At 73.6% G+C, this 12,339-nt stretch carries 11 protein-coding genes; 8 read left to right on the forward strand and 3 right to left on the reverse strand.

What is annotated here, in order from left to right:
- Nucleotides 1–165 precede the first annotated feature (165 nt).
- Both AC07AL_RS37930 and AC07AL_RS37935 read right to left on the reverse strand, forming a co-directional pair.
- Nucleotides 166–1,089, reverse strand: coding sequence for a lytic polysaccharide monooxygenase auxiliary activity family 9 protein (locus AC07AL_RS37930; RefSeq protein WP_363583822.1), 924 nt, complete (start codon nucleotides 1,087–1,089; stop codon nucleotides 166–168).
- 292 nt (nucleotides 1,090–1,381) lie between these two features.
- Nucleotides 1,382–2,605, reverse strand: coding sequence for an alanine racemase (locus tag AC07AL_RS37935; protein WP_363583820.1), 1,224 nt, complete (start codon nucleotides 2,603–2,605; stop codon nucleotides 1,382–1,384).
- A 91-nt stretch (nucleotides 2,606–2,696) separates the two neighbouring features.
- Here AC07AL_RS37935 and AC07AL_RS37940 point away from each other — a divergent pair, with 91 nt between their 5' ends.
- The gene (locus AC07AL_RS37940) at nucleotides 2,697–3,470 is read left to right on the forward strand and encodes an SseB family protein (protein WP_363583818.1); all 774 of its coding nucleotides are present in this window, start codon (nucleotides 2,697–2,699) and stop codon (nucleotides 3,468–3,470) included.
- A gap of 76 nt (nucleotides 3,471–3,546) precedes the next feature.
- Here AC07AL_RS37940 and AC07AL_RS37945 read toward each other — a convergent pair whose 3' ends face one another.
- Nucleotides 3,547–3,924, reverse strand: a complete 378-nt coding sequence (locus AC07AL_RS37945) for a DUF1844 domain-containing protein (protein WP_350877933.1) — start codon at nucleotides 3,922–3,924, stop codon at nucleotides 3,547–3,549.
- Between the two features lie 482 nt (nucleotides 3,925–4,406).
- Between AC07AL_RS37945 and infC the strand changes: the two genes are divergently transcribed.
- The 7 genes from infC to pheT all read left to right on the forward strand — a co-directional run bounded on the left by infC (nucleotide 4,407) and on the right by pheT (nucleotide 12,168).
- Complete coding sequence (infC, locus tag AC07AL_RS37950) at nucleotides 4,407–5,183, forward strand: translation initiation factor IF-3 (protein ID WP_363583961.1); 777 nt, start codon at nucleotides 4,407–4,409, stop codon at nucleotides 5,181–5,183.
- Nucleotides 5,184–5,324: 141 nt separating this feature from the next.
- Nucleotides 5,325–5,519, forward strand: coding sequence for a 50S ribosomal protein L35 (gene rpmI / locus AC07AL_RS37955; protein ID WP_030055648.1), 195 nt, complete (start codon nucleotides 5,325–5,327; stop codon nucleotides 5,517–5,519).
- A 109-nt stretch (nucleotides 5,520–5,628) separates the two neighbouring features.
- Nucleotides 5,629–6,024 carry a 50S ribosomal protein L20 gene (gene rplT, locus AC07AL_RS37960; RefSeq protein ID WP_030055649.1) on the forward strand — a complete coding sequence of 132 codons (396 nt, stop codon included), beginning with the start codon at nucleotides 5,629–5,631 and terminating at the stop codon, nucleotides 6,022–6,024.
- Nucleotides 6,025–6,128: 104 nt separating this feature from the next.
- Nucleotides 6,129–6,995 (forward strand): TrmH family RNA methyltransferase, encoded by an 867-nt coding sequence (locus AC07AL_RS37965; RefSeq protein ID WP_350877932.1) that lies wholly within the window; start codon nucleotides 6,129–6,131, stop codon nucleotides 6,993–6,995.
- A gap of 110 nt (nucleotides 6,996–7,105) precedes the next feature.
- Nucleotides 7,106–8,209 (forward strand): sensor histidine kinase, encoded by a 1,104-nt coding sequence (locus AC07AL_RS37970; protein WP_363583816.1) that lies wholly within the window; start codon nucleotides 7,106–7,108, stop codon nucleotides 8,207–8,209.
- 336 nt (nucleotides 8,210–8,545) lie between these two features.
- Nucleotides 8,546–9,667 carry a phenylalanine--tRNA ligase subunit alpha gene (pheS, locus tag AC07AL_RS37975; protein WP_363372880.1) on the forward strand — a complete coding sequence of 374 codons (1,122 nt, stop codon included), beginning with the start codon at nucleotides 8,546–8,548 and terminating at the stop codon, nucleotides 9,665–9,667.
- Nucleotides 9,667–12,168, forward strand: coding sequence for a phenylalanine--tRNA ligase subunit beta (gene pheT, locus AC07AL_RS37980; RefSeq protein ID WP_363583814.1), 2,502 nt, complete (start codon nucleotides 9,667–9,669; stop codon nucleotides 12,166–12,168). The genes pheS and pheT overlap by 1 nt, the downstream gene beginning before the upstream one ends.
- Nucleotides 12,169–12,339 lie beyond the last annotated feature (171 nt).

Here is a 12,339-nt window from a genome sequence, read left to right on the forward strand (position 1 = left end):
CCCCCCCCCCCCCCCCCCCCCCCCCCCCCCCCCCCCCCCCCCCCCCCCCCCCCCCCCCCCCCCCCCCCCCCCCCCCCCCCCCCCCCCGCCGTTCGTTCCGGACGGGGTGGAGCCGCGGAACCGGGCCGGACGGGGGTTTTGGCCGCCCCGGCCCCGCGTCCGGCGTCAGGAGTCGCGTCGAACAGCCTCGATGCGACGGCGCCGGAGCACCATGCCGGCCCAGCCGACGCTGATCGCGGCGGCGCCGGCCAGCAGCAGCGGGCCGGTGGCCGACGTGCCGACGGCCGCGGCGGCGGTCGGGATCACGGCGCCGGCCGGGGAGTTGGGGTCGCCGCCGTGGCCGTGGTGGGCGACCGTGGACTTGGGCGCGTCGGCCGCGATCTGCGCGTCGCTGGGCGCGGCCGGGGCCTGCGCGGCGAGCGCCGGAACCGCCGGGGCACCGGCCGCGGTGGCCGCGCCGAAGTCGACGTCGGAGCAGCTGTAGAACGCCTCCGGGCTGTCGCTGCGCTGCCAGACCGTGTACAGCAGTTGGCGGCCGGTGCGCTGCGGCAGGGTGCCGGCGTAGGTGTAGAAGCCGTTGGTGGCGGTGCGGTCGACCTGCACCTGGGCGACCGGCGTCGGGTCGAGGTCCGACCACTTCAGCGGCTTGGTGGCGTCGTAGCCCGGCTTGGTGATGTAGACGGTCTGGGTGCCCACGTGCGGCGCGGTGGTGCGGAACTGGAAGGTGAAGGCGCCCGCCTTGACCGCGGTGGCCGGCCAGTCGGTGCGCGGCCAGTCCAGGGCCTGGTACTTGTCGCGGTTGGCCGAGCAGAGCTTGCCGTCCGGGATCAGCGACTGGTGGTTGCCGGCCGCGTTGGCGATGTTCACCTCGTTCCAGTCGTACAGCGGCTGGGTGCCGCTCGCGGCGACGAGGTCCTTGCAGATCTGGGACACCGGGTGCTCGGGGCCCTCGGCGTAGCAGGCGGCGACCCGGCTGACCGGGTTGGTCATGGTGCCGTGGGCGCTGGCGGTGCCTGCGGTGGAAACGGCCACCGCGAGGGCCGCGGCGCCGACCGCGCCGACGGACAGGGCACTTCGCTTGATGGACATGGGGTGGGGACTCCTTGACCGTCGTTCCGGGCGAGTGTGGGGGGAGCGGACACGCCTGCCCGTTCGGGGGCCGCCGGCCCGGACCGCGGACCCCTGGCCAGAGCGTATGATTGGTCTGGACCAGCTGGCAATAGTCGCGCGTGCCACGCTTTCTGACGGACTGTAGGCCCCCGAACAGGGCAAAGGCCCGACGGAACGGCCGGGTTAGGCGTTCCATCGGGCCCGCTTAAGGCTCCGGAAAGGTCGTCGGACGGCCGTTCGGACGGTCAGGCCGCCGCCGGCCGCCGACCGGTCACAGGAACGCCTTCCCCTCGCCCCGGTACGTCGGGACGGTCCGGACGATCCGATCGCCCTCGATCAGGTGCAGTTCGGCGAAGCGCTCGCACAGTTCGCCCGCCTTGGCGTGCCGGAACCAGACCCGGTCGCCGATCAGCAGGTCGTCCGCGGGCGCGCCGAGCAGCGGGGTCTGCACCTCCCCGGCGCCCTCCATCGGGTCGTAGCGCAGCCCCTGCGGCAGGTACGGCACCGGCGAGCGGTCCGGGCCGGCCGCGCCGGAGGCGGGGTAGCCGCCGCCGAGCACCGTCACCACGCCGACGCCGGGGCGGCGCACCACCGGCTGGCCGAACAGCGCGGCCGGACGGCCGTGGAACGAGCGGTAGTTGTCGAACAGCCGGGGCAGGTAGAGCCCGGAGCCGGCCGCGACCTCGGTGACCGCGCGCTCGGCCACGGTGGACTCCACGCTGCCGGTGCCGCCGCCGTTGACGAACTCCAGCTCGGCCACCCGCCGCAGCCGCCGGACCGCGGCCGCCCGCCGCTCGGCCAGTTCGGTCCTGGCCCTGGCCTGCATCAGCCGGATCAGCTGCGAGCGCAGCGGCCGGCCGGGCACCTGGTCGCCCACCCCGGCGACGTGCCCCTCGTAGGCCATCAGGCCGACCACCCGGAAGCCCCGGCGGTACTGGACGAGTTCGGCGAAGGCGCCGAGGTCCTCGGGGGTGCGCAGCGGGGAGCGCCGGGCGCCCACCCGGACCCGCCCGCCGAGCAGGTGCAGCGCGGTGTCCAGCTCCAGGCAGACCCGCACCTCGGCGTCGCCGCCGCGGGCCTTGTCGATCAGGTCCAGCTGGGCGGGGTCGTCGAGGACGACGGTGACCTCGCGGGCGAGCGCCGGATCGGCGGTCAGCTCGGTGTACCCGGCCCGGTCGGCGGAGGGGTAGGCGAGCAGGACGTCGCGCACGCCGGTGCGGGCCAGCCAGAGCGACTCGTCGAGGGTGTAGCTCATCACCCCGGCGAAGCCGTCCACGGCCAGCGCGCGTTCCAGCAGCGCCCGGCAGCGCACCGACTTGCTGGCCACCCGGATCGGCTTGCCGGCGGCCCGGCGCACCAGGTCGGCGGCGTTGGCGTCGAAGGCGGCGAGGTCGACGACGGCCACCGGACCGTCCAGGTGCGCGGTGGCCCGGTCGTACCGGAGGCGGTCGGAGACCGGAGCGGGAGCGGTCGCGGGTGCGTCGAGGATCACCATGGGCGCAGGGTGCCACACCGCACTACCGGTGGGTAGCCCCCGCGTGCGGGGAAATGGGGCGGCTCGCGCGCGGTGGCATAGGGTCGGGCGGGTGGACCGCAAAGACTTCTCCAACCCGGCGTTCGTCGGCAAGGGCATCCCGAACCCAGGCTTCTCCGACGACGACGGCACCGCAGACCCGGCGCTCGCCGAGGCCCTCGCCCGCTGGTCGCAGGACCGCGCGGCCGAGCCGGAGGTGCTGGCGGCGCTGACCCCCACCCGGCTGATGGTCCCGATCGTCGCGATCCTCGGCGAGGTCGAGGTGGACGAGCACGGGCACCAGCACGAGAAGACCAGCGACATGGCCGTCCCGGTGCTGGAGGCCCCGGACGGGCGCCGCGCGCTGCCGGCCTTCACCTCGCTCGACTCGCTCGCCCGCTGGCGTGCCGACGCCCGCCCGGCGCCGACGGCGGCCCCGCAGGCCGCGATGGTGGCCTTCTCCGAGCGCGCCGACACCCTGCTGGTCGACCCGGCCGGGCCGGTGCCCTTCCAGCTGAGCGGCGCCCGGCTGCGGGCGCTCGCGGAGAACCGCCCGTTCCTGCCGCCGGTCCGGGACCCGGAGGTGCGCGAGGCGGTCCGCGGGCTGCTGGCGGCCGAGCCGCAGGTGCTCACCGGGCTGCTGGCGGCCTCGGAGGGCTCGGACGGGGTGCTCGCGGTGGTGTTCGACCCGGCGCTGGAGCAGGACGGGCTGCAGGCGGCCGTGCAGCGGGTCGGGCGGGCGGTGGCCGCCGACCCGGTGCTGCGGGTGCGGCTGGACCGGGGGCTGGACCTCGCGGTGCTGCCGGCGAGCGCGGAGCTGCCGGGGGAGCCGCTCTACAGGCGGTAGGGAGCGGTGGGGAGCCGTAGGAAGTGCGTCGGGGGCGGTGCGTCGCGTGACGCACCGCCCCCGAGTCGCGTCCGGGTCAGGAGTAGACCGGCCCGGTGAACTTCTCGCCCGGGCCCGTGCCCGGCGCGTCCGGGACGATGGAGGCCTCGCGGAAGGCCAGCTGCAGCGAGCGCAGGCCGTCCCGCAGGGGCGCCGCGTGGAAGTTGCTGATCTCCGGGGCGCCGGCGGTGACCAGTCCGGCCAGCGCGGTGATCAGCTTGCGGGCCTCGTCGAGGTCCTTGTCCTTGTCCCCGCCCTCGGCCAGGCCGCACTTGACCGCGGCGGCGCTCATCAGGTGCACCGCGACGGTGGTGATCACCTCGACGGCCGGGACCTCGGCGATGTCCCGGGTGAGGTCGTCGAAGCCGATCGCGTCGTCGTCCGCGCCGGGGGTCTTGGTGGGCTCGCTGCTCAAGGGGGGCTCGTTCCGTCGTGCCGGTGTCCGTACCCCTGGAGCGTACAAGGGCCCTTCCGGAGGCGGACAAAGGTGGTGAGGTGGGGCGGAATAGCGTTCGACTCCGCAGCGCTGTATGCTTCGAGACTGACCGGCCGGGATCCCGTATGGGCACCTGGCCAGCAAGAGGAGGCTCCACCCAGGAGGCCCGAGAGGGCAACCGCGAAAGTCTCCCACCTGGTCGACCTCAGGGTCGACGGGTCCCGGTCCGCGACGGGCGCCACGGCGCCGAGTCGCAGCAGCGCTCCTCACCAGGGTGTTGTCCCCGGATTGTGTGGAGCCCCGCTTGTACCGAGCGGGGCTTTTTTCGTGTCGCGGTGCACACGGTGCCGAACAGGTGCCGGGCAGCGCAGCACGAATGAAGCCCCGCCCAGTGGTCGAGTCCACTACGTGCGTCCGCCGTCCGACGGCCGCATCGCAGAAGGTGCAACCGAGGAGGCCCCATCAGCACCGAGCCCCGCATCAACGACCGGATTCGCGTCCCGGAGGTGCGACTCGTCGGTCCCAGCGGCGAGCAGGTCGGCATCGTGCCGCTTGCCAAGGCGCTGGAGCTCGCGCAGGAGTACGACCTTGACCTGGTCGAGGTCGCGGCGACCGCCCGGCCGCCGGTGTGCAAGCTCATGGACTACGGCAAGTTCAAGTACGAGTCGGCCATGAAGGCCCGTGAGGCGCGCAAGAACCAGGCGCACACGGTCATCAAGGAGATGAAGCTCCGGCCGAAGATCGACCCGCACGACTATGACACCAAGAAGGGTCACGTCGTCCGGTTCCTCAAGCAGGGCGACAAGGTCAAGATCACGATCATGTTCCGTGGTCGTGAGCAGTCCCGCCCCGAGCTGGGCTTCCGCCTGCTGCAGCGGCTCGCCGACGACGTCCAGGACCTGGGCTTCATCGAGTCGTCGCCGAAGCAGGACGGCCGAAACATGATCATGGTTCTTGGCCCGCACAAGAAGAAGACCGAGGCGATGGCCGAGGCCCGCGCCCTCGCCGACGCCCGCAAGGCCGAGCGTCAGGGCCGTACCCCCGGCTCCGACGCCGCCGCGGACGACGACCTGGTGGACGACGACCTGCTGGTCGACGACGAGGTCGCCGACGACGAGGTCGCCGACGACGAGGTCGCCGACGACGAGGCGACCGAGGCAGAGGACGCCCCGGCCGAGGCACCGGCCGTCGAGGCCGACGCTCCGGTCGAGCAGCCGGCCGCCTCCCAGGGCGCCTGAGCCTTCACCGGCCAGGGCGGCCCGGGAGACCGGCCCCAAGGTGACGGGGCGCCCCGCCCGGTCACACAGATCCATCCAGTTCACGCCCGCGTGGCGCAGGCCGCGCGGGCGCGGACGGGACCGACGAGGAGATACGGCGAAATGCCGAAGCAGAAGACGCACAGTGGCGCCAGCAAGCGCTTCAAGATCAGTGGCTCTGGCAAGGTGCTCCGCGAGCGCGCCGGCCGCCGCCACCTCCTGGAGCACAAGCCCTCGACGCTGACCCGCAAGCTGGCCGGGACCGTCGAGCTGGCCCCCGCTGACGCCAAGAAGATCAAGAAGCTTCTCGGCAAGTGATCGCCCTCCCGCCCGGTGCGAGCCGTGAGCGGGGCAGCTGATCCTTCCCGACCCATTCGAATGACGGACCACGTGAAGTAGTCCGTGGTCCAACCCAAGGAGTAATCAAGTGGCACGCGTCAAGCGGGCAGTCAACGCCCACAAGAAGCGCCGGGTCATCCTGGAGCGCGCCAGCGGCTACCGTGGCCAGCGCTCGCGCCTGTACCGCAAGGCCAAGGAGCAGGTCACCCACTCGCTGGTCTACAACTTCAACGACCGCAAGAAGCGCAAGGGCGACTTCCGTCAGCTGTGGATCCAGCGCATCAACGCTGCGGCCCGTGCCAACGGCATCACCTACAACCGCTTCGTGCAGGGCCTGAAGGCCGCCAGCGTCGAGATCGACCGCAAGATGCTGGCCGACCTGGCCGTCAACGACCCGGGCGCGTTCGCGTCGCTGGTCGAGGTCGCCCAGAAGGCGCTGCCGGCCGACGTGAACGCCCCCAAGGCTGCCGCCGACGCCGCCTGATCTTCCGAGATCAGTCGAGCTCTGACCGGACCCGCAGGCTCCCTGCGGGTCCGGTTCTGCGTTTCCCCGGATCTTCAGCGCCGCCCGCCACAGAGAACGAGACCATGCCGAGCACCGACACCCCCCTGCTCACCTCCCTGCGCTCGCCGCGCGTCGTCGCCGCCCGCCGGCTCGCCAAGCGGAACCAGCGCACCAAGGAGCGCCGCTTCCTGGTCGAGGGCCCGCAGGCCGTCCGGGAGGCCGTCGCCTTCGGCCAGCTGCCGGGCTCGGCCGAGCACGCCGTGGTCGAGGTGTACGTGACCCCGGAGGCCGCCGAGCGGCACGCCGCCATCGTCGAGGCGACGCTGGCCGAGGGGCTGCCGGTGCTGACCGCCACCGACGAGGTGATCGCCGACATCTGCGACACGGTGACCCCGCAGGGCATCGTGGCGCTCTGCCGCTTCATCGACACCCCGTTCGCCGAGGTGCTCAAGGCCCGCCCCAAGCTCGTCGCGGTCCTCGCCCACGTCCGCGACCCCGGCAACGCCGGCACCGTGCTGCGCACCGCCGACGCGGCCGGCGCGGACGCCGTGGTGCTCACCGACGCCTCGGTGGACCTGTACAACCCGAAGGCCGTCCGGGCCTCCGTCGGCAGCCTGTTCCACCTGCCGGTGGCGGTCGGCGTACCGGTCGAGGAGGCCGTCGCGCAGCTGCGCGCGGCCGGGGTCCGGGTGCTCGCCGCGGACGGCGCGGGGGAGCGCGACCTGGACCAGGAGCTCGACGAGGGCACCCTGGGCGCGCCCGGCGCGTGGGTGTTCGGCAACGAGGCCTGGGGGCTTCCGGAGGAGACCCGCGCGCTGGCCGACGAGGTCGTGCGCGTCCCGATCCACGGGCACGCCGAGAGCCTCAACCTGGCCACCGCCGCGGCCGTCTGCCTGTACGCCTCGGCCCGGGCGCAGCGCTCGCCCGGCGGCTGCCGCTCGAACGCCTGACCCGCACGCTCCCGGCGCCACCGGCCGAGGGCCTACTACAGGGGGCTGCGAGGCGCTAGGGTCTGCCTCTGTGGGGGGAACGGCACGGTGGGTAATCGGGGAGGACACCCATGGTCGGCAGCGGGCCAGAGCTCGACCCGGACGACCTACCGGACGGCCTGGTGGTCGCCGATGCGCTGGGCCGGGTGGTCTGCTTCAACCGGGCCGCGGCCCGGCTCACCGGCCTGCCCCCGGAGGCCGCGCTCGGTAGCGGGCTGGAGGACGTCCTCCCGCTGGAGGACCTGGACGGCCGCCGCTGGTGGCAGCTGACCGACCCGTACGGCGGCCTGGCCACCCGCACCGGCCAGCCGGAGCGCAACCTGCTGCTGCCCGGCGGCCGCGAGGTGCTGGTCTCCGCCCGGTACGTCCGGGACGTGCCGCTGGGGCCGCCGCAGCGGGTGGTGATCGCGCTGCGCGGCACCGAAGCCCGGCGCCGCACCGAGCGCAGCCACGCCGAGCTGATCGCCACCGTCGCCCACGAGCTGCGCTCGCCGCTCACCAGCGTCAAGGGCTTCACGGCGACGCTGCTGGCCAAGTGGGAGCGCTTCACCGACGGGCAGAAGCGGCTGATGCTGGAGACGGTGGACGCCGACGCCGACCGGGTCACCCGGCTGATCGCCGAACTGCTGGACATCTCCCGGATCGACGCCGGCCGGCTGGAACTGCGCAAGCAGGTGGTCGACCTGGCCGCCGCGGTGCGCCGGCACGTCGAGCGCAAGGTCGCCACCGGCATCCCCGAGGAGCGCTTCGACGTCCGGATCAGCGAGTCGCTGACCGTCCTGTGGGCCGACCCGGACAAGGTCGACCAGGTGCTGGCCAACCTGCTGGAAAACGCGGTGCGCCACGGCGAGGGAACTGTCACGATCGAGGTGGCACCGGCCAAGGAGGTCGTCGAGGCGCCCCTCTGGGAGCGCTCGGGCACCCCTCCCCGCATCGTGGAAGGAACCGCGGTCACCGTGAGCGACGAAGGAAGCGGCATCCCCGAGGAGTCGATGCCGCGCGTCTTCACCCGCTTCTGGCGCGGTTCCAAGCGCGGCGGCACCGGCCTGGGCCTGTACATCGTCAAGGGCATCGTGGAGGCCCACGGCGGCTCGATCCGGGTCGACCGGGCCCCCTGCGGCGGCGCCCGGTTCCGATTTATCCTGCCCGCCAGCGTTCCGGACTTCATGCTCTGAAGGAGCATGAACGACAAGCAGAGCATGCTCTGAAGGAGCATGAACGACAAGCAGAGCATGCTCTGAAGGAGCATGAACGACGAGCGGGGCATGCTCTGAAAGAGCATGAACGCATGCTCCGCGGTCCCGCTGGACGGGCTTCCAGGCAGCCGCGCTACGCGCTGCGACTACACTCGACCTTTGGCGTTGTGGGACGCCCTGTGCGGCTGAGCCGCGGACACCCCTCTTCCCCGTCGTACGGAGAACGGCTGCCCGTGCCCCGGCCACGCCGGGCGTACCGCAGGGGAGAGCCACCCTTACCTGAGCACGGACGAGCAGGAGCACGGGAAGATAGAGATGTCGGCACCCAACAAGTCGTACGACCCGGTCGAGGTCGAGGCCCTCAAGCCCGAGGTGGTGGAGCAGGCGCGGGACGAGGCCGTCGCCGCCTTCGCCGCCGCCAGCACGCTCGACGAGCTGAAGGAGGCCAAGGTCGCCCACACCGGCGACCGTTCCGCGCTCTCCCTCGCCAACCGCGAGATCGGCGCCCTGCCCCCGCACGCCAAGGCCGCCGCCGGCAAGCTGATCGGCCAGGCCCGCGGCGCCGTCAACAAGGCTCTCGCCAAGCGGCAGGCCGAGCTGGAGGCGGAGCGCGACGCCCGCGTGCTGGTCGAGGAGGCGGTGGACGTCACGCTGCCGTACGACCGCGCCCCGCGCGGCGCCCGGCACCCGCTGACCACCCTGGCCGAGCGCATCGAGGACACCTTCGTCGCGATGGGCTACCAGGTCGCCGAGGGCCCCGAGGCCGAGGCCGAGTGGCTGAACTTCGACGCCCTCAACCTGGGACCGGACCACCCGGCCCGCTCGATGCAGGACACCTTCTTCGTGCAGGCCCCGGACGGCTCCGCCGACTCCGGCGTGGTGATGCGCACCCAGACCTCCCCGGTCCAGGCCCGCACCCTGCTCGACCGCGAGCCCCCGGTCTACGTGGTCTGCCCCGGCCGCGTCTACCGCACCGACGAGCTGGACGCCACGCACACCCCGGTGTTCCGCCAGGTCGAGGGCCTCGCGGTGGACGAGGGCATCACCTTCGCCGACCTCAAGGGCACCATCGAGGTGCTGGTCGAGAAGCTGATCGGCGGAGGCCTGGAGCTCCGCTGGCGCCCCTCGTACTTCCCGTTCACCGAGCCGAGCGCCGAGATCGACCTGCAGTGCTTCGTGTGCCGCGGCGAGAGCGTCGGCAACCCGGACCGCCCCTGCCGGACCTGCTCCTCCGAGGGCTGGATCGAGCTCGGCGGCTGCGGCGTGGTCAACCCGCGCGTGCTGGTCGCCTGCGGCGTCGACCCCAACCGCTACAGCGGGTTCGCCTTCGGCCTGGGCCTGGAGCGGATCCTGATGAATCGTCACAACGTCGCCGACATGCGCGACATGGTCGAGGGTGACGTGCGCTTCACCCTCCCGTTCGGGATGGAGATCTGATGCGCGTCCCGCTTTCCTGGCTGCGTGAGTACGTCGACCTGCCGGCCGGCGAGACCGGCCGTGACGTGGCGGAGCGCCTGGTCCGGGCCGGCCTGGAGGTCGAGACCGTCGAGCAGCTCGGCGGCGACCTCAAGGGCCCGCTGGTCGTCGGCGAGGTGCTCTCCATCGAGCAGCTGACCGGCTTCAAGAAGCCGATCCGGCACTGCCTCGTCAACGTCGGCGACGCCAACGGCACCGGCGAGCCGCAGGAGATCGTCTGCGGCGCCACCAACTTCGCCGTCGGCGACAAGGTCGTCGTGGTGCTCCCGGGGGCCGTGCTGCCCGGGCCCTTCCCGATCGCGGCCCGCCAGACCTACGGCCGCACCTCGGCCGGCATGATCTGCTCGGCCCGCGAGCTCGGCATGGGCGACGACCACGACGGCATCATCGTGCTCCCGCCGGAGTTCGAGCCCGGCACCGACGCGATTGAGCTGCTCCAGCTGGTCGACGAGGTGCTGGACATCGCCGTCACCCCGGACCGCGGCTACTGCCTGTCGCTGCGCGGCGTCGCCCGCGAGGCCGCCGCCGCGTACGGGCTGCCGCTGGCCGACCCGGCGCTGCTCGACGTGCCGCCGGCCAACTCCTTCGGCTACCTGGTCAAGGTCAACGACCCGGCCGGGTGCGACCGTTTCGTGGCCCGCACGGTCGTCGGCATCGACCCGACCGCCAAGTCCCCGATCTGGCTGCAGCGCCGCCTCCAGAAGGCCGGCATCCGCCCGATCTCGCTGACCGTCGACATCACCAACTACGTGATGCTGGAGGTCGGCCAGCCGCTGCACGCCTACGACAAGCAGCGCGTGAGCGGCCCGATCACGGTCCGCCGGGCGGAGCAGGGCGAGAGCCTCACCACCCTCGACGGCGTGCAGCGCAAGCTCTCCGCCGAGGACCTGCTGATCTGCGACAACAGCGGCCCGATCGGCCTGGCCGGCGTCATGGGCGGTGCCTCCACCGAGATCCTCGACCCGGCCGCCGGCCCGGGCACCACCGAGGTGATCATCGAGGCGGCGCACTTCGAGCCGGTCGCCGTCGCCCGCGCCGCCAAGCGGCACAAGCTGCCCTCCGAGGCGTCCAAGCGCTTCGAGCGCGGCGTCGACCCGGAGGCCGCCCGCGCCGCCGCCCAGCGCGCCGTCGACCTGCTGGTCCTGATCGCCGGCGGCACCGCCGAGGCCGGGGTCACCGACATCGCCGCCCCGCACCCGGTGCGCACCATCACCATCTCCGCCGACCTGCCCGACCGGGTCGCCGGCACCGCGTACGGCCGCGAGACCGTGACCCGGCGCCTGCAGGAGATCGGCTGCTCGGTCGCCGGCGCCGACGTCCTGGAGGTCACCCCGCCGACCTGGCGCCCCGACCTCACCGACCCGTACGACCTCGCGGAGGAGGTCATCCGGCTGGAGGGCTACGACAACGTCCCCGCCCGGATGCCCAACGTGCCCCCGGGCAAGGGCCTGACCGAGGCCCAGCGCGTCCACCGCCGGATCGGCGTCGCGCTGGCCGGGGCCGGTTACGTCGAGGTCAACAACTACCCGTTCCTCGGCGAGAGCGCCTTCGAGGCGCTCGGCCTGGAGCCGGACGACCGGCGTCGGCGCACCGTCAAGCTGGTCAACCCGCTCAACGACGAGGAGCCGGCGCTGCGCACCACGTTGCTGCCGGGCCTGCTCGGCTCGCTGCGCCGCAACGTCGGCCGCGGCAACACCGACCTGGCGATCTACGAGACCGGCACCGTCTTCCTGCCCAAGGACGAGCTGTCCGTGGCCCCGCGTCCGGCCGTCGACCGCCGGCCGAGCGCCGAGGAGCTGGCCGCGCTGGACGCCGCGCTGCCGGACCAGCCGCGCCGGGTCGCCGTCGCCCTCGCGGGTGAGCGGCTGCCGTCCGGCTGGTGGGGCCAGGGCGCCGTGGCGTCCTGGGCGGACGCCGTCGAGGCGGCCCGTACGGTGGCCCGCGCGGCCGGCGTCGAGCTGACCGTCCGGCAGGGGCAGCGGGCGCCGTGGCACCCGGGCCGCTGCGCCGAGCTGGTCGTCACCGGCACCGACCGGGTGGTCGGCCACGCCGGTGAGCTGCACCCGCGCGTCGTCAAGGCGCTCGGCCTGCCGGCCCGCACCAGCGCGATGGAGATCGACGTCGACCTGCTCACCGCGGACGGCGCCGAGAAGGTCAACGGCCCTGCGGTCTCCGGCTTCCCGGTGGCCACCCAGGACGTCGCGCTGATCGTCGACGCCGCCGTTCCGGCCGCCGACGTGGAGGCCGCGCTGCGCTCCGGCGCGGGCGAACTGCTGGAGGCCATCCGGCTGTTCGACGTCTTCACCGGCGAGCAGGTCGGCGAGGGCCGCAAGTCGCTGGCGTACGCGCTGCGCTTCCGCGCCGCGGACCGCACGCTGACCGCCGACGAGGCGACCGCCGCCCGCGAGGCGGCCGTCGCCGAGGCCGTCGCCCGCACCGGCGCGGTGCTGCGCGGCGCCTGATCCCGTCAGGCCCCAGGGCCCCGGGGGGGGGGGGGGGGGGGGGGGGGGGGGGGGGGGGGGGTGGGGGGGGTGCGGGGGGGGGGGGGGGGGGGGGGGGGGGGGCGGGCGAGTGGCGCGGCGGAGGCACCGGCGGTTATCAATATGCGCTGCTATTCTACCGACACGACCGCG

It is taken from the genome of Kitasatospora sp. NPDC043949, assembly GCF_056435365.1.